A 25671-nucleotide genomic window follows, 5' to 3' on the forward strand; every position below is an offset into this window, starting at 1 on the left:
GCCCCATCGCCCACGTACCCAACGATCCGCTGTATCCGACAGAGAGAAGAGACCCATGCACCGGGAGGAACTCACCCGCTGGGTGGGCGACACGGACGCCTTCCTGGAAAGCCACTGGCGCACCACGCCGGCCCTCTTCCAGCCCGGCCCCGGCGCCGGACCGGCCGCCCCGCTCACCCTGGAGGACATCGACACGGCGGTGGCGGGCGGACTGCTGCGGGCGCCCCACCTCGAACTCGCCCGCGCGGGCGACCCGGTGAACTCCTCCCACTACACCCGGGCACGCACCGTCTCGGGGATCACCACCCCCGGATACATCGATCCGGAGCGCGTACGGGCGCTGCTCGCCGAAGGCGCCACCGTCGTACTGCGCAACGTCGAGCACTGGCACCCTGCCACCCGGGAGCTGACCCGCAGGCTGGAGGGCGAACTCGGCCGCCGCGTCGAGGCATTCTTCTTCGTCACCCCGCCAGGGGCTCAGGGCCTCGACCTGCACCGCGACGACGCCGACGTCCTGCTGCTCCAGAGCACCGGCAGCAAGCACTGGACGGTGTGCGGCGGTCCCACAGGCCCCAACTGGGCGCCGGGCGAGGCCGCCGACGGCGGCCCGGTCCTGCTGGACGACACCCTGCGCCCCGGGGAGGTGCTCTACATCCCCCGCGGCTTCGCCCACCAGGCGGTGGGCAGCGAGGGACTCTCCTCCCATCTCTCGCTCACGATCCGGGAGGTGGGCACGCAACAGCTGTTCGCCTCCCTGCAACGCCTGCTGCTGGACGCGCTCCCCCTGCCTGGCCGGCCGCTGGACGACGACGCCCTGCACGCGACCGCCGAACTGCTCCTCTACCGGTTCCGCACCCGATTGCCGGAGCTGACCGCCGCGGCCGTCGTGGAGCACGCACGTCGCGCGCAACTCGCCGAGGGCGCGGTCCCCGGGCTCGGTGCCGACCCGGGGATCGCCGCGCTGGCCGCACGCCTGGGCGCACCGCACGACTCGGCGGCGAGCACCGCATGAGCAGCGCCGAAGCCCTGCTCGGCCCCCGGGCGACCGGCCGCGCGACACCCCCACCCGTACCGTCCTCCGGGCTGCGCCTGCTGCTGACGCACCATCTGCGCCCGCACCGGGGACGGCTCGCGGCGGGCGCGGCGCTCGCGTTCCTCGGCGGACTGGCCGGGCTCGCCGAGCCCATGGCGGCCAAGTCCCTCATCGACCAGCTCGTCGCCGGTGGCTCGCCCACCGCCTCGGCGGTCGGCCTGGCCACGCTGGTGCTGGCCGCCGTACTGATCACGACGGCGGGCTCGTACCTCCTGGAGCGCACGGCCGAGAGCGTCGTACGCACCACCCGCGAGCGGCTGGCCGCCCGGGTGCTGCGGCTGCCGGTGGCCGACATGGACCGGCAGCGGCCCGGCGACCTGGTCGCCCGGCTGACCTCCGACACCACCCAGCTGCGGGCCGCCGTCGGACAGGCTCTGGCGACCTGCGCGACTTCCGCCCTGATGGTCCTCGGCGGCCTGGCCGCGATGTTCCTGCTCGATCCCGTGCTCGCGGGCGCAACGGTCGCCATGATCGGCACGGTCTGCGGGATCGGCACGCTCACCCTGCCCCGGATCGGCCGCGCCGCCCGGTCCTCCCAGCAGGTCACCGGTGAACTCGGAGCCACGCTGGAACGCTCGCTCGGCGCCTTCCGCACCGTCAAGGCGAACGGCCTGGAGCGCCAGGAGACCGCCGCCGCCCGCGACGCCGCCCGCCGGGCCTGGCGCAGCGGCGTACGCGTCGCCGGCTGGGAGGCCGCAGCCGAGGTGGCCTCCGGGCTCTCCGTGCGGCTGGCCTTCCTCACCGTGCTGGGGTTCGGCGGCACGCGGGTGGCCACAGGACAGATGACCATGTCGGCGCTCGTCGCGTTCCTCTTCTACGTCCTCTTCATCGGCCCGCAGCTCACCCAGCTCGCCGGGAGCGCGGGCCTGGTGCAGCGAGGCGCGGCCGCCGCCCTGCGCATCGACGAGATCGAGGCACTGGCCGTCGAGCCCGTCGCGGACCACGCTCCGGAGCCGCCCGCACCACAGGCGGCGCCCTCCGCGCTGGAGTTGCGGCGCGTCTCCTTCGGCTACCCGGGCCGGGACACCACCGTCCTCGACAGGCTGTCGCTCGACATCCCGGCCGGCGGTTTGACCGCGCTCGTCGGCCCGTCCGGGGCCGGCAAGAGCACCGTGTTCGCGCTGCTGGAGCGGTTCTACGAGCCCGGAGCGGGCCAGATCCTCCTCGACGGCCGAGACCTGCGGGACTGGCCGCTGACCGAACTGCGGGCCACCATCGGGTACGTGGAACAGGACGCCCCCGTGCTGTCCGGCACGCTGCGGGACAACCTCCTGCAAGCGGCGCCGTGGGCCTCCCCCGCCGAACTGGACGCGGTCCTCCGGCTGACCCGGCTGGACGGGCTCGTCGACCGCCTCCCCGCCGGCCTGGACACGGAACTCGGCCACCGGGGCACGGCCGTGTCGGGCGGCCAGCGCCAGCGCGTGGCCATCGCCCGCGCCCTCCTGCGCCGCCCCCGCCTCCTGCTGCTGGACGAGGCGACCTCCCAACTCGACGCCGAGAACGAGCGAGCGCTGCGCGACGCCGTCGCCGACATCGCCCGCGAGACGACCGTCGTGGTGATCGCGCACCGCCTGTCCACCGTCACGGACGCCCGCCGGATAGTGGTCCTGGAAGCAGGCCGAGCCCGCGCGACGGGCACGCACCGCGAACTCCTCACCGGGGACGAGCTCTACGCGCGGCTGGTCCGGACGCAGTTGCTGGACCACGCGTGAGTGAAGGGCCGCGGCGTGGGCCGGAGGAGGCCCTTCGCGGCTCTGCGCGCAGTCGCACGAGGCTGCCGGTGCGGTCCACGGGGTGCCCTTTTGTCACCGGCTGGCGGTTGGGCACCGTCGAGTCACTCGCGGACCTGAGCGTTCACCGTGGGACGCGCGTCTCCGCTGTCCACGCCCAGGCCCGCGAGAAGGCGCAGCCCGTCCTCGGCGGGGCTGCCGGCAGGTGCGGACAGCACCAGGAGTTCCATGCTTGATTCGTCCGGCAGTGCGAAGTTCTCCTGGTGCAGTTCCAGCAGTCCTACCAGCGGGTGCCGGTACGCCTTGCGGCCGTGGGTTCGGGCACGCACGTCCGCGCGGGCCCAGAGGCGGCGGAAGCGCTCGCTGCTCATTGCCAGTTCGCCGATGAGCGAGGCCAGGCGGGGGTCCTCGGGGTATTTGCCGACGGCCAGGCGGAGGTGCCCGACCACGTCGAGGGTGCATTTCTCCCAGTCCGCGTAGAAATCGCGCTCGGCCTCCTCGAGGAAGATGTGCCGGGCGGTGTTCAGGCCCGGCATCGGGCGGCCGAAGAGGAGCCCGGCGAGGCGGTTCCCGGCGAGCACGTCCAGGCGGTGGTCCACGATCAGCGCGGGTGCGCCGACGACCAGGTCGAGGACGCGCAGCAGCTCCGGCCGGACCCGCCCGCCCGGCGCCTTCGCTCGGCGGTGGCGCTGCCGGGCGAGCCGGCCGAGGTGCTCACGTTCGGTCTCGTCGAGGCCGAGGACGCGGGCGAGCGCGTCGAGGACCTGCTCGGAGGGCTGGGTCGCACGGCCCTGCTCCAGGCGTACGTAGTAGTCGAAGCTGACTCCGGACAGGTGCGCGACCTCTTCGCGGCGCAGCCCTTCGACCCGGCGGCGGCTGTCGGTGGCTATGCCGACGGCCGCCGGGTCGACCCGGGAACGCCGCGTCCGCAGGAAGCCCGCAAGATCGTCCATGCCCCCAGTATGGCCTCGGTGACACCCCCGAAGGTGGTCCTGCCAGTACCAGGAAGTCCCGTCCGATGGAAGCGGCGCCCCTGAACGCCGGGCGCGGCGGCGCCCAGGATGAGCGGCATCCCATCCCAAGGAGTTCCCATGAAGACGCTGATCGTCTACGCCCACCCGGAGCCGAAGTCGCTCAACAGCTCGCTGAAGGACCTCGCGGTGACCACCTTGGAGAGCGCCGGGCACGAGGTGCGGGTGAGTGATCTGTACGCGATGAACTGGAAGGCGGTCGTGGACGCCGCGGACTACGGCCCCGCGGCCTCGACTCCGCTGAGGGTCGCCCGGGACTCGGGCCGGGCCTTCGACGCCGGGACGCTCACCCCCGACGTCCTCGCCGAACAGGAGAAGCTGCTGTGGGCCGACACCATCATCTTCCAGTTCCCGCTGTGGTGGTACACCATGCCCGCGATCCTCAAGGGCTGGGTGGACCGGGTGTTCACCTACCACTTCGCGTACGGCGTCGGCGAGCACAACGACACCAGGTACGGCGAGCGTTACGGCGAGGGAACCCTCGCGGGCAGGAAAGCTCTGCTGTCGGTGACCGTCGGCGGCCTGGAGTCGCATTACTCGGCTCGCGGCATCAACGGCCCCATCGACGACCTGCTGTTCCCGATCCACCACGGCATCCTCTACTACCCGGGCATCGAGGCACTGCCACCGTTCGTGCTGTACGGCACCGACCGGATGACCGGCGAGAACTACCCGGACGTCGCCAAGGCCTGGGAACAGCGCCTGCTCACCCTGGAGTCGACCGAGCCGATCGCGTTCCGGCGGCAGAACTTCGGAGACTACGAGATCCCCTCGCTGCACCTGAAGGAGGGCCTGGAGCCCGCGGGCCGCACGGGTTTCGGACTTCACGTGCGCGGCTGACCGGGGTAATGGACAGGACGAACCGGCGGGAGTCCTCTGGCCTGGTCTACCGCTGATCGAACCGGCGTCGGGTCTCCTCGTCGGCCGGCAGGAACGTCTCCAGATGCAGCCCTTCCAGGGCGGCATCGGTGGCGGTGCTGAGAGTGGCGGAGGTGCTGAAGAACCGGAGCGGGGTGCCGTCCACATCGATTTCGAGGGTGATCACCGGGCCCGTGAGGAGGGTGGCGGCATCGGGTTCGTCGAGGTACCCGGCGATCTCCGCGGCCAGCTCGTGGTGGCGCTGGTCATGGGTGCGGTCGGCACGATGGCTCACCTGCCGCAGCAGATGGCTGCCCCACTCCGCCCGATTGCCGATAGCGCGGCGCGTAGTCGGCGGCCAGCAGGAGCCGGTTGCGATCCCGCAGCGGCACATCCAGGTTGTCGGAGAGGTGCATGAGCATCTCCGGTGTCGGGTGCGCCTTGCCGGTCTCCACCCGGCTGAGGTGCCGGGTGGAGACCCGCGACCGGTTGGACAGCTCCTGCTGGCTGAAGCGGCGTCGTTCACGCCAGGTCCGCAGCAGTGCGCCGACAGACGGGACTTCGGCTGCAATGGTCATGTCCGTGAGTCTAAGGGGCCGTGTCCGGAGTGCCATGACCTGTGAGGTCATGGATCGGACGTGCGGCCCGGGCCAGGATTCCGGACATCAGCCGATCGAGCCGAACGGGAGAAATGAACATGAAGGACATCGTCCAGCAGTACCTGGCCACCTGGAACGCGGCCGGGGACGAGCGAGCGGCGTTGCTCTCCGAGCATTGGTCGGCCGAAGCGGCCTACACCGATCCGGTGGCCGAGGTCTCCGGCCACGAGGGGATCGCCGCGGTCGTCGACGGCGTCCAGGCGCAGTTTCCGGGGTTTGTGTTCACGCAGGTCGGCGAGGCCGACGCCCACCATCGCCAGGTGCGGTTCCGCTGGGGCCTGGGTCCGGAGGGAGCCGAGCCGCTGGTGATCGGATTCGACGTCCTGGTGCTGGACGAGTCAGGCCGGATCCAGGACGTGCGCGGTTTCCTGGACAAGGTGCCGGCATGACGACGCCGCGCGGGTAGGAGGTCATCCTGCCGCTTCCGGCCGTGCCGGCCGAGGGTTCGTAGAGGAAGCCCGCCCGGACCGAAGCATCCGCTCCCCGCACGGCGCGAAGAGGAGACAGTGCGCCACGACGAGTGCCGGTCACGGTCCGATCGCGGTGGCGTGTCGCACGATGTGGATGAGTGAGACTGCCTTCCCGGCCCTCGAAACGTGAAATGAAGGAGCGTGCACACCGTGGAGCAGGAGAACGTGAGCGCCACCCTGACTGTCGCTGCGCCCGCCGCGCAGGTGTTCGCCGTGCTGGCCGACCCGACGACCCATTCCGCGATCGACGGCACCGGCTGGGTTCAGGAAGCTGTCGACCGGGCGCCGCTGACCGAGGTGGGACAGGTTTTCCGGATGGACATGTATCACGCCAACCATCCGGATGGTGACTATCAGGTGGTCAACAAGGTCCAGGTGCTCGACCCGCCGCGCGCCATCGGCTGGTTGACGGGGCAGGACAAGGGCGGCGGTCACCTGGAGTTCGGCGGCTGGATGTGGCGTTACGACCTCGCGCCGATCGGTCCGTCCGAAACCGAAGTAACGCTCACCTACGACTGGTCGGCGGTGCCGCAGTCCATCCGGGAGTACCTCCGGTTCCCGCCGTTCGGCCCTGAGCATCTCCCCAACTCGCTGCACCACCTGGCCGAGCTTGTCTCCGACACGTGAGGGCCTTGATGATCAGGAGGAATTACCCCGAGGCGCTGATGTGGCTCAAGCTCACTCGTGAGGGCTCTCGGACTGAAGCGACGGAGGCATTGGACAACAAGCTGAGCTTGTTCCTTATCGTCGGCTGTCACGCAGAGCGACGAGTGTCTCAGGGCGTTTGACGGTCTTGCCCACGTCGTAGCGGGTGGCGGGGTGCCGGTTCTTGGAGCCGGATGGCCGTCCTGGTCCCGGCCGGGTGGGTTTGGGTGCACGGGCCGGACTGCCGAGGCGGGGGCGGATGTTCCTGAACCCCCGCCGGACGCGGGTCGGAGTGAGCGCGGTGCCGGTGCGGGTGATCTTCTCCCAGGGCTTGCGCTGGTCGGTGGCGAGAGGGACGGCGAGGCGAAGCTGGGTGTGCGCGACGATGACGATCCACGTCGGCCGCCTGCGGGTTGCGTAGCCGCGGCCGGGCCCAGCCCAGGGACTGCTTGAACAGGCGGAATATGTGCTCCAGGTCGAATCTCCGCAGGTAGCACGACCAGATGAAGTCAACGTCGGCCGGCCTCACTCCGGTGGCGGAGGACCACAGCCAGACGGGTGGTGCGTCACGGTCACCAGGCAGGTGATCGACTTTGAGGCGGATCAGCGTGCCCTCGACCAGGGGGAGTTCGCCGTCCAGGTCGATCCAGGCCGAGTGGTGGGTGAGCCGGGGGTGGACCCGGTCCCACGCGCGGGCCTCGGCCTTGCCGTAGCGGGGTGTGTCGTTCAGGGTCACCACGGCGGGCTCGGGCCAGGTCTCCGGCTTCGCCAGGCGGAACTCCGGTCCGTGCTTGGGTGGCCGGCCGCCCCTCGGCTCGTAAACGCGCGGCGGCTTCGGCAGCCGCAGGACCCGGTCGGAGCGCAGGCGTCCGACCAGCTCAACCGGGAGGTCGGACAGGAGCCAGGCCAGGCGCATCACGTCGTAGCCGGCGTCCATCACCACCAGCATGTCCTGGTCCCCGTCGCTCCACTGGCCCGCACGGACCAGGCGTTCCACGACCTGCCGGAGCTGGTGGGCGGTCACCGCGATCGCATCGTCTTCGGGTCCGAGACGGACCGTGTCCAGCACCGCGGTCCATGAGGTGCGGTCTGGGGTGAGCGCGGCGACGAAGGAGTAGGGCCAGCCCGGGATGATCTGCGCGGCCGCTTTGGAGCGGCCGTGGACGTGGCAGAACAGCCGCTCCGGCGAACAGGCCGCGTTCGAGCGCAGCCACGGAGAGACGTCCACGGTGAGCACGATCCGCCCGCCGAACCGTGGCATGGGCAGGGATATCAGCAGGTCGCGTAAGACATCGATATCGAGACGGCCGTGGTTCAAGGCCCCGTACAGAGAACCGTAGCCGCGCTGGTGCTCGGGGAACAGCGACAGCTCCACAGGCGTCCGAGTTGGCCCGTCCGCGCACAGCAGCGCGTCAGCCAGTTCGAAGAACGCATCCGCCCGCCTGGACAGACACCCGTAGAAGCCCGTCCGAAAGCGTGACAGCTCCACGAACGCGTCCCGTACGTCACCCCGTTCCAGCACCCTCATTCCACGGCCTTTCTTGTGAACACCTTCATCTCGTAGCAGAGTTCAGAACCAAGAAGGTCGCCTCAATGCCCGGCGATCACCCAACCCAGTGACCATCCATCACGCTGTGTGTTGGATGGTCACTGAAGGACAAGAAACCGCATTCCTTGAGTCGTGGCTGCCCGCGCCATACACAGGCAAAGCGGGGTCCTGGCTGCTACCCGACGATGTAGCCAGCGGAAATGTGCAGGTCCACTTGACCGGCGGTCACAGACATCATCGCGGTACAGCCAGTGCTGTCGATACGGGATGCATTTTCGCGTGTTGAGCCGGGTGCGTCCTGAACGGTGGGCGTGAGACCGGGCCCGGCGTCGAAGCACACCCGGTAGCTGCTATCGAAAGACACATCGATGACCAGCCACCGGCCATCAGAACCCGTCGTCGCCCGATGCGCAACGGCGCCTTGCCGGTCCAGGACGGTTACCGCCACGTTGGGCACACCCGGTTCGCCGCCGTCAAGCACGCCGTTCCGATTCTCGTCGCGCCAGGCGGTACCGCCAAGAGCTGCCAGCGGCGCCTGGGCTTGGAACCCGGATCGGTCAGCGGCGTGCACGGGAGCACTCGGCAGCAGACAAGCCGCAAGCAGGACAGCGAAATTTCGGATCTTCATAATCATGATTAACGCTGCGAGAGGGCGAAGGACACGCACGCTTCCCGGCGATGACGGGAGAGCACTCCTCGGCCAGCCGGGAACAGCCCGGCGACAGAGACGTCCTGGTGGTGATGGACACGGGCTACGACCGACCGCCGCAAGCCCTGGGAGAAGGCCACCCGCCCCGGTGCCATCCTCGCGCCGACCCGTGTCCCGCGCGGGTTCCGACACCTCCGTCCCCCACCTTCCCTGCCCAGCCCGTGTGCCCGAACTCAGCTGCTCCGGCCCCGGACGACCGCCCGGCTCCAGGAACCGGAATCCCGCCACCCGCCACGACGCGGGCAGAACCGCCAAACGACACAGCACCCTCTACGAGCGAGACCACGGGCGGCGCGCGGCGAGCACCTGGGCGGCCTTGCCGCCCATCGAGTGGCCGACGACGACGTAGTCGGTGCATTCCAGCGACTCGATGACACGTTGCGCGTCGTCGGCGAGCTGCTCCATGCCGTACGGACCCGGCACACCGGTCGACTCTCCCCACCCGCGGTGGTCGTGGGCCACGAAGGCATGCGACGGGCCGATCCTCTCGATCACCGGCCTCCACGTGCGGTGGGAGCCGCCCCAGTAATGCAGGAAGACCAGGGCCGGCCCGTCCCCTTCGCGGACGTGGGCATAGACCTGGCCCTCCTCGACGTCGAAGTACCGGCCGGTGGGAGCGTTCGTGGTCATGGCGGTCGTGTCCTTGCGTAGGCCGGTGCCGGACGCCCTCTCGCGTCGCACCGACGTGAGCCACGGCCCCGAGACCGTGCTGCTCATGCACTCGATCGTCGTCCGCGATCAGCCCGCCGGCCACTGGCTCCTGTGCCACGGCTCGTAACTTTCGGGACAGCGGCACAGGTACCGAAAACCGCGTCCGTAACATTCGTGGCATGGCTTCTCACCGCGTCGCCGTCCTGGCGCTGCCGGGCGTTCTCCCGATCGACCTGGGGATCCCCACCCAGATCTTCAATCCGCGACCCGACACGCCCTACGAGCTGACCGTCTGCGGAGCCACCCGCGGCAGCGTCACCACCAGCACCGGCTTCACCATCAGTGCCACCGCCGGCCTGACGGCGTTGAGCCGCGCGGACACGATCGTCGTCCCGGGCTACTGGGACTACCGATGCGCCCCACAACCGGAGGTCACGACAGCCCTGAAGATGGCCTTCAGCCGGGGTGCGCGGATCGCGTCCATCTGCACCGGCGCCTTCGCCCTCGCCGCCGCCGGACTCCTCGACGGCCGTACGGTGACCACTCATTGGGCCAGCGCCGACGACCTCGAAGAGCTCTACCCCTCCCTGCGCGTCGACAGGCACGTCCTGTACATCGACGACGATCCGCTGCTGACCTCGGCCGGGGTCACGGCGGGCATCGACCTGTGTCTGTACATCGTCCGCAAGGATCTCGGCTCGTCCGTCGCCAACGGGATAGCCCGCGAACTCGTCGCCGCACCCCATCGCGAGGGCGGCCAGTCCCAGTACATCGTGCGGAGCCTGCCCGCCCCCACGGCACACACACTCACGGACACGCGCGACTGGGCGCTGCGCCGCCTCGACGACACCCTCACCCTCGACGTCCTCGCCCGGCACGCACGCGTCTCCACCCGCACCCTCGTACGCATGTGGCGTCAGGAAACCGGCGTCACCCCTCATCAGTGGCTGCTCACCGCTCGTGTGAACCACGCCAGGGAGCTCCTCGAAGTCACCGACCTCGGCGTCGAGCAGATCGCCGCCCAATGCGGACTGGGCAGCGGCACCAACCTGCGCGCCCGCTTCCATGACAGCGTGGGCACCACCCCTACTGCCTACCGCCGCGCCTTCCGACGCGGCTGACGTGCGTTCCTGGCCCGGGGGTGGTCCAGCCTGCCGCCGTAGATGATGTACGCGTGAGGGTCAGCGGACGCCGACCATCCGTGCCGACTCGAAAGGACTCGCAGTGCCGTACGCCACGACCCCTGACGGGGTGCGCATCGCCTATCAGCTCCAGGGCGACGGAGCCCCGCTCGTCCTGCTCGCCGGTCAGGCGAACAGCCACCGGTGGTGGGACGGAATACGGGAGGATTTCCACGCCACCCGCAGCACCATCACGATCGACTACCGAGGCACCGGCGCGAGCGACGCCCCCGAAACGCCGTCGTCCACCCAACAGTTCGCGGAGGACGTGATCGCCGTGCTCGACGAGCTCGGCATCGACCGCGCGGACGTCTACGGCACGTCCATGGGCGGACGCGTGGCCCAGAGCCTGGCCGTTCACCACCCCCGGCGCGTCCGCTCACTGGTGCTCGGCTGCACCTCACCCGGCGGGCACCACAGCGTCGAACGCGGCGACGAGGTCCGCCGCTCGCTGGCCGGCCCGGACCCCGCCGCGGTGCGGCAGGCGCTGCTTCAACTGATGTACACCCCCGCATGGCTGGCGACCCACCCCGGCCCGTACGGCACCCTGGGCGACCCCACCATGTCGGCCCGTGCGCGACGGCAGCACCTGACCGCGAGCAACCGGCACGACATGTGGGACGCACTGCCCGGAATCGAGGCTCCCACGCTGGTGCTGCACGGCGGCGACGACCTCCTCAACCCCACCGCGAACGCCCACCTGCTCGCGGACCGCATCCCCGGGGCCTCGATGGTGATCATCCCTCAGGCGCGGCACGCCTACTTCGAGGAGTTCCGCGCCATTGCCACACCGCTCGTACTCGACTTCCTCGGCCGTTGCTGACTTCGGCGGCGTGGGGGCGACGTTGAGCGGAAGTCCCGCCCCCGGCCCGCCGCACCGGCTCGGCCCTCGCTCTACCGCATGAGGAGGCGCCGAAGCCAGCGGGTACGGGCCTCGCGCGCGTCCTGGCTGATGGCTGCCCCTGGGGCGAGGGTGTCGAAGCCGTGGAAGGCCCCGGGCCATACGTGCAGTTCGGCCTGTCCACCGGCCCGCCAGAGCGCATTGGCGTAAGCCACGGCCTCGTCCCTGAGAGTCTCGGCCGACCCGACCTCGATGTACGCCGGAGGCAGCTCGGACAGATCCGTGGCGCGGGCCGGTGCCGCGTAGGGCGGCAGGTCCGCGGCGCCGTAGCGGTCGCCCAGCAGAGCCTGCCACGCGGTGGCGCTGGAGACCCGGTCCCAGGGGTCGATGCCGGCCATCTGGTGGCTGGAGAAAGTGTCGTTGCGGTCGTCGAGCATCGGGCACAGGAGCAGTTGCCCGATCGGGGTGGGCCCGCCCCGGTCACGGGTGAGCAGGGCGAGAGCGGCGGCGAGCCCGCCGCCGGCGCTCTTTCCGCCGATGGCGATGCGACGCGCGTCGATGCCCAGTTCGGCCGCGTGCTCGGCTGCCCAGAGGAGCCCGGCGTAGCAGTCCTCCACCGGGCCGGGGTAGCGCGTCCTGGGCGCCAGCCGGTACTCGACGGAGATGACGGCCAGTTCCAGCGGGAGAGCCCATTGCCGCAGCAGCTGCGGGAGTACGGACCACGCGTTGCCCATGATCATTCCGCCGCCGTGCATGTAGTACAGCAGCGGCAACGGGCCCGCGACCCCGGCGGGCCGTGCGCTCACGAGCGTGATGTCCGGCCCGTCCGGCGCTCCCGGCACGCGCAGCTCGTCCACCTCGAACCGGCCGTCGGCCCGGAGGTCGCGGAGCGTCGGCCTGGGCCGGGCCGCGGCGTCCCGCTCCTGCCGGGCGGCGAGGTTCTCGGGGGTGAGCGGCTCCCTCGCCCCTTCCCCCAAAGCTGCCAGCGCGTCCCGCAGTTCGGGGTCGATCGGAGGCGCGGACCCGTAGGGCTCCGGCGGCACACCACCGTCGCTCATGACAGACCGCCCCACCGGGCGAGGTGACACCGGACGGAACGGCCCGGGAGGTCGTCCGTGCGTACAGGGGATATCCGCGCGAGATCCATGCGGCGTAGTCAATCACCCGCGACGGCCCCGGGGTGGCCCGGCCGGGCTCTAGCCTGATTCGTCGCCCGGAAGGCCGGTGGAGAAGGTGGGCCGGCCCTGCACCGAGCCGGACGGCCGGAGGCCGTGTGCCACGACGGTCACGGCGCGCTCGACGATGGTGTAGGTGAGGCCGACGTCCATGCCGTCGGCCCCCAGCCCGGCAAGCGGGACACGGACCTCCACCACGTCTCCGCGCGAGGTGCGTCCCACGGCGACGTCCGTGGTCCGCCAGCCGTCGGTCTCCACTCGGAGCAGCTCGACCGGTTCGGCGAGATACGCGTACCAGGCGTCGCTCCGCCGCCCGAGCTCGTCGAGCAGCCAACCGTGGCCGGCGAGCGGTGAGGACGTGGAGTCCGCCGGCTCGTCGTCGGCGAGCCGGGCGGGGCCGACCGCGGCGATCGACTGCAGAAGCGCGTCGCGGCCGGCCTCGGGGTCGGGCAGGAGGGGGGCGGCGGGGACGCCGGGCCATTGCACGGTCACCTGTGCGCGGCCGGTGGTGAGGTCGACGTTCCGGACGCACAGGCCGAGTTCGGCGCTCCCGCGCTGAACGGCACCCAGGTCGACGAGCAACGGCGCCCACCACTCGGCCGCGGGCAGTGTGCGGGACGGCCGGATGGGACGTCGGCTCATCGGGAGGGCCCTCCTGGCGGGTGGATCAGATGTTGATGGCGTTCTTGACCCAGTCGGGACAACGCCCCTGCACGCCCTCGCAGTAGGCGGTGATGACACCCTTGGGCAGCATCGGGATTTTGGCGCTGAAGTCTACTCCCGCGCGGACGGCCTGGACCTGGTCGACGCGGCAGGTCTTGAAGATCCACCAGCCGCTGCACTTCACGTGCAGCACGTCGGTGAAGTAGTTCCAGGTGTCCGGATACCCGGCGAACTTCTGCTTCCCCGCGGCTCCCGGGCGCGGGTACTTCGTGGTGGCTTCGACGGCCTTCATGGTGAGGTTGTGCTTCTGTTCTATTTTGGTGAGCCCGAAGCCCTTGTCCCTGGCGGGGTCGTAGTACCCCCGCCGCATGTAGACGGTCCAGCCGTCGCGGTCCTTCCACTGCCCCACCAGGTCGTCGGGGCCGCTGAGCATTTCGCTCTCCGTCCCGGCGGTACGGGGTGTCTTCCCGGCGCCGAGCTGCTTCACCGCGGAATCCGGAATCCCGTGCCGGCCCAGGTCGGCCAGCCGGAACGAGGAATCTCTCGGAATTCCGGATCCGTTGTCGAAGACGGAGAACTCCACGTCCCCGGACGAGCCATGAGCGGAGGGCGCCGCTGCCGTCGCGGAGGCCGGCGCCGCCGCGAACAGCCCGGCCGCGAGACCGAGGGCCGCCGAGGCGACCGCATACCGACGTGCATTCACCTTACGCATGGTCCCCCTTGAGGTGCTGCCGTGCACTTCCGTTGCCGGACCCTCACGATGCGATCCGGCCACCAGCAAGCTAGGGAGACCACGTGTGACGCGTCGACCCCCGCGGGAGCGAATCGGCCAGACGCGACCGCGGCCGACAGCAACCACCATTTGCGCCAAGGGAGTTGCGTACCGCACAGCTCACCGGCTCGGGGCCGTGGACCAGGGATGGGTTCCGTTTTCACCAGTCCGGGCCCTGCAATGTGACCGAAAAGTTTCGGACACGGTCAGGCAGCGGCCACCGCCATCCCTTTCGGTCACTCAGCCGCCGGCCTGATCGCCGGCCGCGTCGTCCAGGAGCTGCGGCCCGTTGTTGCGCACGCTGTTGACGGCCGTCGACACCGCGCGGGCATCCAGGTGGCCGTCGGCGGGTGCGGTCAGCAGGGCGCGGAGCTCGTCCGGGTCCTGGTGCGCGGGGTCGAGCCAGGTGTCCCAGTCGGCCGGGGCGACGGCCAGCGGCATGCGGGGGTGGATGCGCCCGGCCGCGTCGGTGGCCTCGGTGGTGATGATCGTGCAGGTCGTCCACCAGGCCGCCGGGTCGTCGTCCGCCGCCACCGCGGAGTCACGCCAGAACTCGTACAGACCCGCCATCGCCATCACCCCGCCGTCCTCCGGGCTGATGAAGTAGGGCTGCTTGTACGTCTTGGCCTTGCCGGTGGCCGAGGCCGTCTGCCACTCGTAGAAGCCGTCCGCGGGCAGGAGGCAGCGGCGCTTGGCGAACGCCCGGCGGTAGGCGGGCTTCTCCCCGACGGTCTCCACCCGCGCGTTGATCATCTTCGCCCCCACGTCCACGCTCTTCGCCCACGACGGCACCAGCCCCCAGCGCAGTGGCCTCAGCTGCCGCACCACCTCGCCCGTCGCACGCTCGGGGCGGTCCAGCACGGACCACACCTGATCGGTCGGAGCCACGTTCCAGCTCGGCGCGAGGGTTTCCCGCGGATCCCAGCGGGTGACCTCGAACAGCCCGGCCAGATCCTGCGGGCTGCGAGTGGAGACGTATCGGCCGCACATGACTCCCTACCCTGCCACGCGACTGTCCCGGCAGCCGATCGCCACGTCGGGGCGCCGCAGTACCGGAAGCGTGCGGGCCTCGTCATGCCGACTGGCTCAAAGAGCCCTGGGCAGGCGTGCCGCCCTGCCCGATGCTGGGGACGCTTGTTCGGACGGCACTCCGGTAGCTGCACGGACACCCCCGTCGAGAGGTGGACCGATCGGTGAACGAAGTCCTGGCTACAAGCGCTCCTCCGGACACGGCTGCGAGCGGAGAAGCAGTCGATGTCTGCCTGGGCAACTTCCTGGCGTCCAAGGTTCTCGACGCCGAGGAGCGCTGCCTGCCCGTCGAGGCCACCCAGGCGTTGCGCGACTTCATCCGCGGCAGCGGCGGCAGACGCATCGGGCCCGAGCTGTGCGTGGCCGGCTGGTGCGCCGGGGCCGGCAGCGGGCCCACCCCGGCCCCGGTGGTGCGGGCAGCGGCCTCACTCGAGCTGTTCCACGCCTTCGCCCTCATCCACGACGACATCATGGACCGCTCGGCCACCCGCCGCGGCCGCCCGGCCCTCCACCGGCTCCTGGCCGGCCGTCAGGGAGCCGCCCGGAGCGCGGCGGACGCCGAGCATGTGGGCGCCGGCGCGGCGATCCTGATCGGGAACCTCGCCCTGACCTGGTCGGACGAGCTCTTCCACACCGCCGGCCTTGCCGCTGACCAGCTCTTACGTGTCCTGCCGCTGATCGACAGCATGCGGGAGAAGGTGCTGTACGGGCAGTACCTCGACATCACCGCCACCGGCGCGGTGCCCCGCTTCGACGCGGCCCTGCGCATCGCCCGCCACAAGACCGGCAGTTACACCTGCGAACACCCCTTGCACGTCGGTGCGACGCTGGCCGGCGCCTCCCTCGACGTCCTCGAAACGCTGTCCGCCTTCGCTCGTCCTCTGGGCGAAGCGTTCCAGCTACGCGACGACCTCCTGGGCGTCTTCGGCGCCCCGGCCACCACCGGCAAGCCCGTCCTGGACGACCTGCGGGAAGGCCGGCACACCGTGCTGCTCGCCGTGGCCTGGCAGCGCGCCACCCCTGGCGAGCGTGGCGTACTGCGCGCTGCGGTCGGCAAGGGTGACATCACCGATGAAGATGCCCTGCGCATACGGGAGATCTTCACCGCGACCGGCGCCCGCTACGAGGTCGAGCAGATGATCGCAGCCCGCCGCCGCGAATCCCTCGATGCTCTGCGGCTGTCGGGATTGCCCACCGGCACGGCCACGCGACTGGCACACATCGCCGATGTGGCCACGGGCTTCGCCTGACCCCGCGCAGGACGGCGAGACCTGCTGGAACGACCTCTGCCGGCTTCGTACCGCACACGTCAGGCACCGACGTAGTCCGCCAGGTGCTCGCCGGTGAGAGTGGAGCGAGCGGCGACGAGATCGGCCGGTGTGCCCTCGAAGACGAGCCGGCCACCCTCGTGGCCGGCGCCCGGGCCGAGGTCGATGATCCAGTCCGCGTGGGCCATGACCGCCTGGTGGTGCTCGACCACGATGACCGACTTGCCGGAGTCGACCAGCCGGTCGAGCAGGCCGAGCAGTTGCTCGACGTCGGCGAGGTGGAGACCGGCGGTCGGCTCGTCGAGGACGTAGACGCCGCCCTTCTCGGCCATGTGCGTGGCGAGCTTGAGCCGCTGCCGCTCGCCGCCGGAGAGCGTGGTGAGCGGCTGGCCGAGGGTGAGGTAGCCGAGCCCCACGTCGGCCAGCCGCTCAAGGATCTTGTGCGCGGCCGGCGTCCGCGCCTCGCCCGCGCCGAAGAACTCCTCGGCCTCCGTCACCGGCATCGCGAGCACCTCGCTGATGTCGCGCCCACCGAGGTGGTACTCCAGCACCGAGGCGTCGAACCGCTTCCCCTCGCAGTCCTCGCATGTGGTGGAGACACCGGCCATCATCGCCAGGTCGGTGTAGATGACGCCGGCGCCGTTGCAAGTGGGGCAGGCGCCCTCGGAGTTGGCGCTGAACAGCGCCGGCTTCACACCGTTGGCCTTCGCGAACGCCTTGCGGATCGGTTCGAGCAGTCCGGTGTACGTAGCCGGGTTGCTCCGCCGCGAGCCGCGGATGGGGCTCTGATCGACCGACACCACACCCTCTCCGGCGGGGATCGACCCGTGCACGAGCGAGCTCTTGCCGGAACCGGCGACGCCCGTGACGACGGTCAGTACGCCGAGCGGGATGTCGACGTCGACGTCGCGCAGGTTGTGTGTCGTCGCGCCGCGGACCGCCAGCACACCCGTGGGCTCGCGTACCGCCTCCTTGAGGATGGCGCGGTCGTCGAGGTGGCGGCCGGTGACAGTGTCACTGGACCGCAGCCCCTCGACGGTGCCCTCGAAGCAGACACCGCCGCCCGCCGTACCGGCGCCGGGGCCGAGATCGACGACGTGGTCGGCGATCGCGATCATCTCCGGCTTGTGCTCCACGACGAGCACCGTGTTGCCCTTGTCCCGCAGCCTCAGCAGCAGGTCGTTCATCCGCCGGATGTCGTGGGGGTGCAGGCCCGTGGTGGGCTCGTCGAAGACATAGGTGACATCGGTGAGCGAGGAGCCGAGATGGCCGATCATCTTGACGCGCTGCGCCTCACCGCCGGACAGTGTGCCCGACGGCCGGTCGAGCGAGAGGTAGCCGAGGCCGATCTCCACGAACGAGTCGCAGGTGTGCCGCAGTTTCTCCAGCAGCGGCGCCACCGACGGCTCCTTGAGCCCCCGCACCCATGCGGCGAGATCGCTGATCTGCATCGCGCAGGCGTCCGCGATGCTGACCCGCTTGATCTTCGACGCCCGGGCGCCCTCACTGAGCCGGGTGCCGTCGCACTCGGGGCAGGTGGCGAAGGTGACCGCCCGCTCGACGAAGGCCCGGATGTGCGGCTGCATCGCCTCCTTGTCCTTGGCAAGCATCGACCTCTGGATCCGCGGGATCAGACCTTCGTAGGTCATGTTGATGCCCGCGATCTTCATCCTGGTCGGCTCGTGATGGAGGAAGTCGCGCAGTTCCCGCTTGGTGTACTCGCGGATCGGCTTGTCCGCGTCGACGAAGCCGGACTCGCTGTAGAGCCGGTAGTTCCAGCCGCCTGCCGTGTAGCCGGGGATGGTCAGCGCGCCCTCCGCGAGCGACTTGGAGTCGTCGTAGAGCTGGGCGAGGTCGATGTCGGAGACCGCGCCGCGGCCCTCACAGCGCGGGCACATGCCGCCGGTGCGGTCGTAGGTGACCTTGACCGCCTTCCTGTTCCCGCGCTCGACGGTCATCGCACCGGCCGCCCGGACCGAGGGGACGTTGAAGGCGTACGCGCTGGGCGGGCCGATGTGCGGCTTGCCGAGCCGGCTGAAGAGGATGCGCAGCATCGCGTTGGCGTCGGTGGCGGTGCCGACCGTGGAGCGGGGGTCGGCGCCCATCCGCTGCTGGTCGACGGTGATCACGGTGGTCAGCCCGTCGAGGACGTCGACGTCGGGCCGGGCCAGAGTCGGCATGAAGCCCTGGACGAAGGCACTGTACGTCTCGTTGATCAGCCGCTGCGACTCGGCGGCGATCGTGTCGAACACCAGCGAGCTCTTGCCCGAGCCCGAGACACCGGTGAACACCGTCAGGCGGCGCTTCGGGATCTCGACGCTGACGCCCTTGAGGTTGTTCTCGCGCGCTCCGTGCACGCGGATCAGATCATGACTGTCGGCGACGTGCGGCGCGGGCGACCGCGTGTCCGTCTTCCGGGCCTTGCTCATCGTCTCTCCATCTGCGGGACGGGGTGCCGCACGGCACCGGCCGCGGCGCGGCATGATCGGGCCGGGCTGCGGGCGGCTATGCGGAAGGCGCCTGCGAGATCCGCACCATGTTGCCCGAGGGGTCACGGAAGGCGCAGTCGCGCGGTCCCCAGGGCTGGGCCATGGGCTCCTGGAGCACCTCCGCGCCCGACGCCCGTACCTTCTCGAAGGCCGCGTCGAGGTCGTCGGTACGGAAGACGATGTTCGGCAGGACGCCCTTGGTGAGCAGCTCCTGCAGCGCGTCGCCGTCGGCCTTGGGCCGGCCGGCGTGCGGCTCCGAGAGCACGATCTCGAGACCCGGCTGGTCCGGGCTGCCGAGGGTGACCCAGCGGAATCCGCCGGAAGCGACATCGTTGCGCACCTCGAGGCCGAGTGCGTCGCGGTAGAAGCCGAGCGACTCGTCCGGGTCGTTGACGGTGATGTGGCAGTACTGGAGTGCGATGGTCATGCCGCCAACGTTAGGCGGCGTCTTCCCGGGCCGCTTCTCCGATCCTGCTCGGCTTCTCTCTGGTCGGGCGGGTGCGCACCTTGGCCACACACGCGGGCATCGCCGTCACGGCGGGGTGCTCCCGCGTGCGGTACGCGCTCGGCGTCTCCCCCACGAGTTCGGTGAACCGCGAGCTGAACGAGCCGAGGGAGGTACAGCCGACCGTCATGCACGCGTCGGTCACGCTCATGCCGGCGCGCAGCAGAGCCATCGCCCGCTCGATCCGGCGGGTCATGAGATAGCTGTACGGGGTCTCTCCGTAGGCCGCCCGGAACTGCCGCGAGAAGTGCGCCGGAGACATGAGCGCGTGCCGGGCGATCGTCGGCACGTCGAGCGGCCGCGCGTACTCCCGGTCGATGAGATCCCGCGCCCGGCGCAGGTGCCCGAGGGTGGCGAGTTCTTCGGGGGTCATGGGACGAGGATATCAGCGCACCCTGAAAAACGCCTCTGACCTGCGGTTATGTTGTTTTACGAGGCTCTGCCGACGTCTGGGGGGACACGCACCGGGACGTAGGCCCCGGGGGAGATCACGGCGCAGGGCAAGCGGCCGTGCCCCCTCACCCGCCTCCGGTCATGGCCTTGAGCTCGGTCAGCGATTCCCGCATCACCTGTGCCAGCTGCCGCTTCTCGCCCGCCGCGATCCAGCGTTCGAAACCGACCTTGAAGACGGCGACGCCCACCTCGGCGAGCAGGCTCGCCCCCGGCTCCGCCACGCCGCGACCCCGCAGGGCGTCGGTGAGCGAGGCGGCGATCGAGGCCAGCTTGATGAGCTCGCGCTCCTTGAGCTCCGCGTTCGCCGTGATCACCGCCTGCCGCTCGCGCGCGAACTCCCGGCGGCCGGCGAACATTTCAGACATCGCGTCGAGTCCCGCGGCCAGCGCGTCCATCGGCGCCGCCGACTCCGGAGCGTCCGCCACGGCCCGTACGAACGACTCCCGCAGTTCGGCCGATCCGGAGAACAGCACCTCGCGCTTGTCGGCGTAGTGCCGGAAGAAGGTCCGCTCCGTGAGCCCCGCCCGGCCGGCGATCTCCGCCACGGTGGTCTGCTCGTACCCCCGCTCGCTGTAGAGCTCCAACGCCGCTTCCGCCAAGCGCCCGCGCGCGTCCGGCTCCCATCGTCCCATGCGCGGATTCTACGTGATGACAGGAGCTGACATCGGGTGTAGCGTCGATGACAGTAACTGACATCGACAGTTCGGAGTTCTCCCATGCGCATCTTCGTGACCGGCGCTTCCGGCTGGATCGGTTCCGCCGTCGTTCCCGAACTCACCGACGCCGGCCACCGGGTGACCGGGCTCGCCCGTTCCGACGCCTCCGCCGCCGCGCTCTCCGCGGCCGGGGCGGAGGTCGTCCGCGGCGACATCGACGACCTCGGCGTCCTGCGGGACGCGGCCGCCGCGTCGGACGGAGTGATCCACCTCGCCTTCAAGCACGACATCGCCTTCTCCGGCGACTTCCAGGGCGCCGTCGAGGCCGATCGCCGCGCTGTCGACACGTTCTGCGACGCGCTCGCGGGCACCGACCGCCCCTTCGTCCTCGCCTCCGGCGTGGTCGGCCTCAAGCCGGGGCACCCTGCGACCGAGCAGGACGTGCCCACGGCCGACGGCTCCCCGATCTCGATGCGGGCGGCCACCGCCCAGGCCGCCCTGGCCCTCGCCGCACGCGGGGTGCGCTCATCCGTGGTGCGGCTGTCCCCCACCTGCCACGGCGAAGGTGACAACGGCTTCATGACGACCCTGGTCGCCACCGCCCGAGCCAAGGGGGTGTCCGCATATATCGGCGACGGCACCAATCGCTGGTCGGCCGCCCACCGCCTGGACGTCGCACGGCTGTTCCGCCTGGCCGTGGAGAAGGCACCCGCCGGATCGGTGCTGCACGGAGCGGCGGAAGAGGGGGTCGCGATCCGCGACATCGCCGAGGTGATAGGCCGTCACCTCGACCTACCGGTGACCTCGGTGCCCCCTGAGGCCGCGGCCGAGCACTTCGCCTGGCTGGGCCACTTCCTCGCCGCCGACGCCCCGGTGTCCAGCACCCTGACCCGCGACCTGCTGGACTGGAAGCCGACGCATCCCGGCCTCCTGGAAGACCTCGACAAGGGCCACTACTTCCGCGCCCCTGGCGCGACCGTCTGACTCGCTGCCTGCACGGTGCGGGCCCGGTCTCACGCCGACCCCCGTGACCCGCGGGCCGCCGGGCGCGAAGAAGTCGCCGAGAGACAGCAGGCCATACCGAAAGGAACCGAGCGGGTCCGACAGGCGGGCAATGCGTCCGGACATCAAGTGGCCCGATGGTGTGTTCACCCCCCGGTCCTTTTTACGTCTGGACGAGTCCGGGTATCTGAACCTGGACAAGAAGGGCGCGAAGCCGCTGTTCCGCAACTTCCACTGAGCGCGAGGAACCGCGAGGCCACCGCTTCCGCTGCACTCTGAGAAGGAGCTCAAGCCATGAACAGCGGCCAGCAGCAGGACGGGGGCCAAGGCCCTGGAGTGGAGCGGAGGCGGCTGCTGGCCGGGGCCGCGCTGGTGCCGGTACTGGCCGGCATCGGAACAGTCGCCGGTTGCGGCGGGCCCGCAGAGGACAGCGGGAAGGACAGCGGGAAGAAGGACAACGGGAAGCTGGTCGAGCCGGTCCCCACCACGCTGGCGGACTGGCAAGAGGTCGCGAAGATTCTGGACCGGCCGGGGAACATGGTCCGGGGCACCTTCTACCACACGCCCTTCCTGCGCGGCGACCTCCACGTGGTCTCCCGTGGAATCACCGTCACACCAGGCCTTGCCCTGGGTTCGCACGTGTCCTTCGTCCGTTACAGCGACGGCAGCACCATGGCCATGGGCGATCTGGTGGTCACCGAGGACGACCTGCAGAAGCTGACCGATGCCCTGCACACGCAGGGGTTCACACAGACCGCCATCCACAAGCATCTGCTCGCCCAGTCCCCCGACGTCTGGTGGACCCATATCCACAACGCGGGCCAGGACCCCCGGGCCATCGCCCGCGGCCTGCGCACGGTCCTCGACCAGACCGGTACCCCGCCCGCGACACCGCCCCTTCCGTCCCCGCCCATCGACCTGGACACCGCCGGAATCGACGCCGCGCTGGGCGCCAGAGGAACCAGCAACGGCGGCATCTACACCTGCACCTTCATCCGCCGCGAGACCATCACCGACATGGGCCGCGTCCTGCCGCCCGGCCTGGCATCCACCACTGCCTTCAACTTCCAGCCCCTGGGGGGCGGCAGAGCCGCACTCAACGGAGACTTCGCCATGATCGCCGACGAGGTCCAGGACGCCCTCAAAGCACTGCGGCGCGGAGGAATCGAAGTCATCTCCCTCCACAACCACGGTCTCACCGACGAACCCCGTCTGTTCTTCACCCACATCTGGGCAGTGGACGACGCCGTCAAAATCGCCCGCACCCTGCGCTCCGCGGTGGCCGCCACCAACGCCAAGCCGTCCGCCTGAGAACACATCAGACCCCACGCCTGTCACGTATACAGTGCGAAGGGAACCTCGTCGAACTCCAGGAGTGGCTGCTTCCCCGTGGGTGACATACGGATCAGACCAGGCAGCCCGGCCGACGCACCGGCCGTTCTCGACATGCTCGACTCCGCGGTGGTCTGGATGAACAACCGCGGCAACACCGAGCAATGGGGCACAACACCGTATTCGCAGAGACCCGGTAGCATGGCACGGGTCGAGCGGTACACGACCGAGAATGCCCCGTACATCGCGGAGTCGGACGGAACACCTGTCGGAGCCCTGGTATTGGACTCCGGGCCCAGCCCACAGATGCCGATCGCACCGGCCGAGGAACCCGAGCGGTACGTCCGGCTGCTGGTTTCCGACCGACGGTACGCCGGTCTGGGCATCGGCGCGGCGCTGCTGGCCCATGCCGCCGAGGAGACCCGGCGGGCCGGCGTGGAACTGCTGCGGGTCGACTGCTGGGCGGGCGGCGGAGGTGAACTGGTCGCGTTCTACGAGCGCAACGGATTCACCCCCACCGAGCAATTCCTGTCCGGTGCCTGGCCGGGACAGGTGCTGGCCCAGCGGGTCGGCTGACACCGCGGGCGGCCTCGGGCCCCAACCGCTTCAGCGGGCGCCGTGAATACAGAACGGCTGACCGGAAGGGTCGAGCAGCACCGTCCAGTGCTTGCCGCCCGGCTGGTGGGACGGCTTGGTGGCCCCCAGCTCCAGCAGCCGCTCTTCCGCTGCCCGCACGTCGTCGAACGCGAGGTCCATGTGGAACGGCAGCTCCTCCTCGGGCCAGTCAGGGGCCTTGAAGGAGTCGGACGTGTAGAAGAGGTACATCGCGTCGCCGGCATACAAGGCGAAGGCGACGTCGTCGCCCTGTCCGTCGGGGTAGCTCCGGGAGACCTCGGTGCCCAGGGCGGCGGCGTAGAACTCGGCGAGCTCACGGCCGTTCCGGGCCCACAGAGCGTGGCAGATGATCTGCCCTGCCAGGGGCTTGGGGTCGGTGGTGCTGGTCATGGCGTTTCCCTTTGCGATTGAGGGGTGCTGCGGGGACGGCGGGCGAGGCGGTTCACCCCGCCCAGGGCCGGGGCCCGGTGGCCGCTCGGCTCAACGCACGACCTTGATGCCGAAGTGGCCGCCGAACTGCTGGCCGAGACCGAAGCCGATGGCGGAGTGCATGTGCGCGTACATCTCCATGCCTCGGGCGCAGACCAGCGGGCCGACGTCGAGGATGTCGGTCCAGCCGTAGTCCTTGAGCAGCTCGGTGGCCTGCTGCTTGGCGTCGGCGTGGTCGCCCGCGACGAACATCGTGTGGTCGCCGCCACCGACGGAACCGGGGTCGACGACGGTGGTCTGCTCCTGGGTGACGAAGGACTTGACGACCTTCGTGTCAGGCAGGGCGCGCTGGATCCGCTCGCCGAGGCTGTCGGTGTCGCACGGGTCGAGCTTCGGCATGATCCCCCACGGGGTGGGCCAGGGGTGCTCGGGGGTGTGCTGGTAGATGAACGGGACGGCGTAGTCGATGAGCGTCTTGCCTGCGAGCCGGTCGGAGATGGCGGTGAGGGCCGCGACGGCGTTGTGGCCGTCGATGCCGTTGATGACGATCCCGTCGGAGGCCGTCGCGGCGTCGCCGAAGGTGCGCAGCTGGACGCCGGGGTGGTCGGCGAGCCACTGGCCGAAGGGCGGGCTGCCCATCATGTCCGGTTCGGTGCGGGCCAGGGTGGCCTCGGGGTCGCGGGTGCCGACGTAGACCTCGTGGCCGAGCTCGGCGAGCTTGGCGATATGGGCGCGGGCGCCGCCGCCGGTACCGAGAACAGTGATTTTCATGGGGAACCTCCCGTTTTATTCGTGCGGACAGATCCACAGTAGGAGGCTTTCCGGACAGAGGGTGTCCTTTGACGCGGGCATAGTGGATGTCATGACGAGCGACATGACCGCCCGGATGCTGCGCCTGCTGTCCCTGCTGCAGACCCGGCGGGAGTGGTCCGGCTCCGACCTGGCCGAGCGCCTCTCGGTGACCGCCCGCACCGTCCGCCGCGACGTCGACCGGCTCCGCGAGCTGGGCTACCCCGTGGACAGCGCCCGCGGTCACGCCGGCGGCTACCGCCTGGCCGCCGGCACCGACCTGCCGCCCCTCCTCCTCGACGACGACGAGGCCGTCGCCATCACCGTCGCCCTGCGCACCGCCGCCGGTGGTCTGTCCGGCATCGAGGAGACCGCGCTGCGCGCCCTGGCCAAACTCGAACAGGTTCTCCCCCGCCGCCTGCGCGGCCAGGTCACCGCCCTCCATGCCTCGCTCGCCGGCATCACCTGGGAGGACCGCGGCCCGCGCGCCGACCCCGCCCTCCTGGCCACCCTCGCCGTGGCCTGCCGCGACCACGAAGTCCTCACCTTCGACTACGCGGCCCGCCACGGCACGGCCACCGCGCGCCGCGCCGAACCCTGCCACCTCGTCGCCTCCGGCGACCTGTGGTACCTCCTCGCTCACGACACCGACAAGGACGACTGGCGCCTCTTCCGTCTCGACCGCATCACCGCTCCCACACTCACCGGCCGACGTGTCGCGCCCCGCCCGGTACCCGGCGGCGACGCCGCGGCCTTCGTCGCCGGGCGGCTCTCGTCCGCCCCCACCCGCTACCGGGCCATCGCCACGGTCCACGCCCCTGCCGAACGGATCCGTGCCCGCACCCAAGGTCTGGCCACCCGCCTCCGGCCCGTCGACGACACCACCTGCCTCGTCGACGCCTCCGACGACCACCTGTCCCACATCGCCCGCATCCTGATCGGCCTCGACACCGCCTACACCCTCGACGCGGACCCGGAGGTCATCGACCACCTCCACGAGACCGCTCTGCGCATGTTGCGCGCCACGAACCGGCTGCCGCCCGCGTAGGCCACGTCCACCGGACCGAGCCCGCCGGT

The 25671-nt window shown here is 70.4% G+C and carries 29 protein-coding genes and 1 pseudogene; 14 read left to right on the top strand and 16 right to left on the bottom strand.

The window, feature by feature from the left end:
* The first annotated feature begins 55 nt into the window (after positions 1–55).
* Both ACFY1P_RS04290 and ACFY1P_RS04295 read left to right on the top strand, forming a co-directional pair.
* On the top strand, positions 56–1012 hold the full coding sequence (locus tag ACFY1P_RS04290; protein ID WP_390749641.1) for a JmjC domain-containing protein: 957 nt from the start codon (positions 56–58) through the stop codon (positions 1010–1012).
* A complete protein-coding gene (locus ACFY1P_RS04295; protein WP_390749642.1) occupies positions 1009–2805 on the top strand; it encodes an ABC transporter ATP-binding protein in 1797 nt (598 codons plus the stop codon). Before ACFY1P_RS04290 ends, ACFY1P_RS04295 begins: the two co-directional genes overlap by 4 nt.
* A gap of 122 nt (positions 2806–2927) precedes the next feature.
* Here the strand turns inward: ACFY1P_RS04295 and ACFY1P_RS04300 are convergent, their stop codons facing one another.
* Positions 2928–3776 (bottom strand): helix-turn-helix transcriptional regulator, encoded by an 849-nt coding sequence (locus ACFY1P_RS04300; protein ID WP_390749643.1) that lies wholly within the window; start codon positions 3774–3776, stop codon positions 2928–2930.
* 138 nt (positions 3777–3914) lie between these two features.
* Between ACFY1P_RS04300 and ACFY1P_RS04305 the strand changes: the two genes are divergently transcribed.
* Positions 3915–4694, top strand: coding sequence for an NAD(P)H-dependent oxidoreductase (locus ACFY1P_RS04305; RefSeq protein WP_361520414.1), 780 nt, complete (start codon positions 3915–3917; stop codon positions 4692–4694).
* Between the two features lie 46 nt (positions 4695–4740).
* On the opposite strand, the gene ACFY1P_RS04310 is transcribed toward ACFY1P_RS04305, so the two are convergent.
* Together ACFY1P_RS04310 and ACFY1P_RS04315 are read right to left on the bottom strand one after the other, a co-directional pair.
* Positions 4741–5007, bottom strand: coding sequence for a hypothetical protein (locus ACFY1P_RS04310; RefSeq protein ID WP_390749644.1), 267 nt, complete (start codon positions 5005–5007; stop codon positions 4741–4743).
* The gene (locus tag ACFY1P_RS04315; RefSeq protein WP_390749645.1) at positions 4979–5290 is read right to left on the bottom strand and encodes a helix-turn-helix domain-containing protein; all 312 of its coding nucleotides are present in this window, start codon (positions 5288–5290) and stop codon (positions 4979–4981) included. The genes ACFY1P_RS04310 and ACFY1P_RS04315 overlap by 29 nt, the downstream gene beginning before the upstream one ends.
* 119 nt (positions 5291–5409) lie before the next feature.
* Between ACFY1P_RS04315 and ACFY1P_RS04320 the strand changes: the two genes are divergently transcribed.
* Positions 5410–5760: a nuclear transport factor 2 family protein gene (locus ACFY1P_RS04320; RefSeq protein ID WP_390749646.1), complete on the top strand. Its 351-nt coding sequence runs from the start codon at positions 5410–5412 to the stop codon at positions 5758–5760.
* Positions 5761–5991: 231 nt separating this feature from the next.
* On the top strand, positions 5992–6468 hold the full coding sequence (locus tag ACFY1P_RS04325; protein ID WP_390749647.1) for an SRPBCC family protein: 477 nt from the start codon (positions 5992–5994) through the stop codon (positions 6466–6468).
* A gap of 114 nt (positions 6469–6582) precedes the next feature.
* Here the strand turns inward: ACFY1P_RS04325 and ACFY1P_RS04330 are convergent.
* From ACFY1P_RS04330 to ACFY1P_RS04340, 3 genes and pseudogenes are all read right to left on the bottom strand, one after another.
* A pseudogene (locus tag ACFY1P_RS04330) lies at positions 6583–8014 on the bottom strand (NF041680 family putative transposase).
* A 196-nt stretch (positions 8015–8210) separates the two neighbouring features.
* Entirely contained in the window at positions 8211–8669 is a 459-nt protein-coding gene (locus ACFY1P_RS04335; RefSeq protein ID WP_390749648.1) for an SdrD B-like domain-containing protein, read from the bottom strand.
* A gap of 345 nt (positions 8670–9014) precedes the next feature.
* Complete coding sequence (locus ACFY1P_RS04340) at positions 9015–9374, bottom strand: alpha/beta fold hydrolase (RefSeq protein WP_390749649.1); 360 nt, start codon at positions 9372–9374, stop codon at positions 9015–9017.
* Here ACFY1P_RS04340 and ACFY1P_RS04345 point away from each other — a divergent pair.
* The 3 genes from ACFY1P_RS04345 to ACFY1P_RS04355 all read left to right on the top strand — a co-directional run bounded on the left by ACFY1P_RS04345 (position 9373) and on the right by ACFY1P_RS04355 (position 11399).
* Positions 9373–9522: a hypothetical protein gene (locus ACFY1P_RS04345; protein WP_361520450.1), complete on the top strand. Its 150-nt coding sequence runs from the start codon at positions 9373–9375 to the stop codon at positions 9520–9522. The two genes, ACFY1P_RS04340 and ACFY1P_RS04345, sit on opposite strands and share 2 nt — an antisense overlap.
* Before the next feature lie 52 nt (positions 9523–9574).
* On the top strand, positions 9575–10516 hold the full coding sequence (locus tag ACFY1P_RS04350; RefSeq protein ID WP_361520454.1) for a DJ-1/PfpI family protein: 942 nt from the start codon (positions 9575–9577) through the stop codon (positions 10514–10516).
* Positions 10517–10619: 103 nt separating this feature from the next.
* On the top strand, positions 10620–11399 hold the full coding sequence (locus ACFY1P_RS04355) for an alpha/beta fold hydrolase (protein WP_361520457.1): 780 nt from the start codon (positions 10620–10622) through the stop codon (positions 11397–11399).
* Between the two features lie 71 nt (positions 11400–11470).
* Here the strand turns inward: ACFY1P_RS04355 and ACFY1P_RS04360 are convergent, their stop codons facing one another.
* The 4 genes from ACFY1P_RS04360 to ACFY1P_RS04375 all read right to left on the bottom strand — a co-directional run bounded on the left by ACFY1P_RS04360 (position 11471) and on the right by ACFY1P_RS04375 (position 15017).
* Positions 11471–12475: an alpha/beta hydrolase gene (locus ACFY1P_RS04360; RefSeq protein ID WP_390749650.1), complete on the bottom strand. Its 1005-nt coding sequence runs from the start codon at positions 12473–12475 to the stop codon at positions 11471–11473.
* A gap of 138 nt (positions 12476–12613) precedes the next feature.
* Positions 12614–13234, bottom strand: a complete 621-nt coding sequence (locus ACFY1P_RS04365; RefSeq protein ID WP_390749651.1) for a hypothetical protein — start codon at positions 13232–13234, stop codon at positions 12614–12616.
* 25 nt (positions 13235–13259) lie between these two features.
* Entirely contained in the window at positions 13260–13958 is a 699-nt protein-coding gene (locus ACFY1P_RS04370) for a hypothetical protein (RefSeq protein ID WP_390749652.1), read from the bottom strand.
* Between the two features lie 309 nt (positions 13959–14267).
* Complete coding sequence (locus tag ACFY1P_RS04375) at positions 14268–15017, bottom strand: SOS response-associated peptidase (protein WP_361520468.1); 750 nt, start codon at positions 15015–15017, stop codon at positions 14268–14270.
* A 203-nt stretch (positions 15018–15220) separates the two neighbouring features.
* Between ACFY1P_RS04375 and ACFY1P_RS04380 the strand changes: the two genes are divergently transcribed.
* Complete coding sequence (locus tag ACFY1P_RS04380; protein ID WP_390749653.1) at positions 15221–16306, top strand: polyprenyl synthetase family protein; 1086 nt, start codon at positions 15221–15223, stop codon at positions 16304–16306.
* Positions 16307–16365: 59 nt separating this feature from the next.
* Here the strand turns inward: ACFY1P_RS04380 and ACFY1P_RS04385 are convergent, their stop codons facing one another.
* From ACFY1P_RS04385 to ACFY1P_RS04400, 4 genes are all read right to left on the bottom strand, one after another.
* On the bottom strand, positions 16366–18753 hold the full coding sequence (locus tag ACFY1P_RS04385; RefSeq protein WP_390749654.1) for an ATP-binding cassette domain-containing protein: 2388 nt from the start codon (positions 18751–18753) through the stop codon (positions 16366–16368).
* 76 nt (positions 18754–18829) lie between these two features.
* Positions 18830–19240 (bottom strand): VOC family protein, encoded by a 411-nt coding sequence (locus tag ACFY1P_RS04390; RefSeq protein WP_361520476.1) that lies wholly within the window; start codon positions 19238–19240, stop codon positions 18830–18832.
* A 10-nt stretch (positions 19241–19250) separates the two neighbouring features.
* Positions 19251–19691, bottom strand: a complete 441-nt coding sequence (locus ACFY1P_RS04395) for a helix-turn-helix transcriptional regulator (RefSeq protein ID WP_361520479.1) — start codon at positions 19689–19691, stop codon at positions 19251–19253.
* Between the two features lie 145 nt (positions 19692–19836).
* Complete coding sequence (locus tag ACFY1P_RS04400) at positions 19837–20403, bottom strand: TetR/AcrR family transcriptional regulator (protein WP_390749655.1); 567 nt, start codon at positions 20401–20403, stop codon at positions 19837–19839.
* 84 nt (positions 20404–20487) lie between these two features.
* Between ACFY1P_RS04400 and ACFY1P_RS04405 the strand changes: the two genes are divergently transcribed.
* From ACFY1P_RS04405 to ACFY1P_RS04420, 4 genes are all read left to right on the top strand, one after another.
* On the top strand, positions 20488–21411 hold the full coding sequence (locus ACFY1P_RS04405; RefSeq protein WP_390749656.1) for an SDR family oxidoreductase: 924 nt from the start codon (positions 20488–20490) through the stop codon (positions 21409–21411).
* Between the two features lie 130 nt (positions 21412–21541).
* Positions 21542–21667: a hypothetical protein gene (locus ACFY1P_RS04410; protein WP_390749657.1), complete on the top strand. Its 126-nt coding sequence runs from the start codon at positions 21542–21544 to the stop codon at positions 21665–21667.
* A gap of 56 nt (positions 21668–21723) precedes the next feature.
* Positions 21724–22740: a DUF1259 domain-containing protein gene (locus ACFY1P_RS04415; protein WP_390749658.1), complete on the top strand. Its 1017-nt coding sequence runs from the start codon at positions 21724–21726 to the stop codon at positions 22738–22740.
* A gap of 135 nt (positions 22741–22875) precedes the next feature.
* Complete coding sequence (locus tag ACFY1P_RS04420; RefSeq protein WP_390749805.1) at positions 22876–23337, top strand: GNAT family N-acetyltransferase; 462 nt, start codon at positions 22876–22878, stop codon at positions 23335–23337.
* Between the two features lie 30 nt (positions 23338–23367).
* Here ACFY1P_RS04420 and ACFY1P_RS04425 read toward each other — a convergent pair whose 3' ends face one another.
* On the bottom strand, positions 23368–23766 hold the full coding sequence (locus tag ACFY1P_RS04425; RefSeq protein WP_390749659.1) for a VOC family protein: 399 nt from the start codon (positions 23764–23766) through the stop codon (positions 23368–23370).
* Positions 23767–23856: 90 nt separating this feature from the next.
* Complete coding sequence (locus ACFY1P_RS04430; RefSeq protein ID WP_390749660.1) at positions 23857–24576, bottom strand: NADPH-dependent F420 reductase; 720 nt, start codon at positions 24574–24576, stop codon at positions 23857–23859.
* Between the two features lie 91 nt (positions 24577–24667).
* Here ACFY1P_RS04430 and ACFY1P_RS04435 point away from each other — a divergent pair, with 91 nt between their 5' ends.
* Positions 24668–25642, top strand: a complete 975-nt coding sequence (locus ACFY1P_RS04435) for a helix-turn-helix transcriptional regulator (RefSeq protein ID WP_390749661.1) — start codon at positions 24668–24670, stop codon at positions 25640–25642.
* The last annotated feature ends 29 nt before the right edge of the window (positions 25643–25671 follow it).

It is taken from the genome of Streptomyces sp. NPDC001407 (assembly GCF_042895325.1).
Classification (GTDB): domain Bacteria; phylum Actinomycetota; class Actinomycetes; order Streptomycetales; family Streptomycetaceae; genus Streptomyces.